This is a genomic window from Streptomyces recifensis, from assembly GCF_002154615.1.
In the GTDB taxonomy this organism is placed as follows: Bacteria; Actinomycetota; Actinomycetes; order Streptomycetales; family Streptomycetaceae; genus Streptomyces; species Streptomyces griseoluteus.
Genome location: NZ_MUNH01000885.1, coordinates 1 through 632, shown reverse-complemented (window position 1 = coordinate 632; position 632 = coordinate 1). Strand labels below are relative to the sequence as shown.

1 protein-coding gene and 1 riboswitch are annotated in these 632 nt (G+C 69.3%); the gene reads right to left on the bottom strand.

What is annotated here, in order from left to right; translation table 11 throughout:
* Window positions 1-142 precede the first annotated feature (142 nt).
* A complete protein-coding gene (locus tag CCN33_RS30590) occupies window positions 143-457 on the bottom strand; it encodes a DMT family transporter (protein ID WP_086696515.1) in 315 nt (104 codons plus the stop codon).
* Window positions 458-467: 10 nt separating this feature from the next.
* Window positions 468-531, bottom strand: a riboswitch (guanidine-III (ykkC-III) riboswitch).
* Between the last annotated feature and the right edge of the window lie 101 nt (window positions 532-632).

Genomic DNA, 632 nt, shown 5'->3' with positions numbered 1-632 from the left:
GTGTCGGGCTCCTCGTGCTTGCGCACGCTGCTCCTTCGGCAGAGGGATGACACGTTCCCGCGCAGTATCCCCGCGCCCACCGCGGTCCCGGAAGGACCCGAAGGGCAGCCTCGGGGGCACGTCCGGCCGTACGGAGAACCGCTCAGTGCGTCAGCTTCAGCCCCGCCACGCACGCGATGATCCCGAGCAGCAGCAGGATCTTGACCGTACTGGCCGGCTCACCACCGAAGAGCATCGCGTAGGCCGCCGTGAGGGCGGCTCCGATGCCGACCCAGACCGCGTAGCCGGTACTCACCGGGACCGTGCGGAGGGCGAAGGCGAGGCCGGACATGCTCAGCAGCAGGCCCAGGACGAAGACGATGGACGGGACCGGGCGGCTGAAGCCCTGTGACTTGCCGAGGGCCGTCGCCCATACCGCTTCCAGCATTCCGGAGATCACGAGCGCGATCCATCCCATGTCGAACTCCCACGCGCCGTCTTGTCGTGGGCTGGGTACGGCGCACTCGTCCAGGAGCCGCGTTCGAGCTCTGCCGGCCATGGTCGCACAGGTGGCGCGCGCTCACTTGGCGTCGGCGTAGCACTCCACCACGGCGGTGCTGAAGGGGAAGCGGACCGGGGTGTCGCCGAAGGTG

Excerpts from the sequence above, each read along its gene's own strand:
- CCN33_RS30590 (WP_086696515.1), bottom strand. The coding sequence starts at position 457 with ATGGGATGGATCGCGCTCGTGATCTCCGGAATGCTGGAAGCGGTATGG.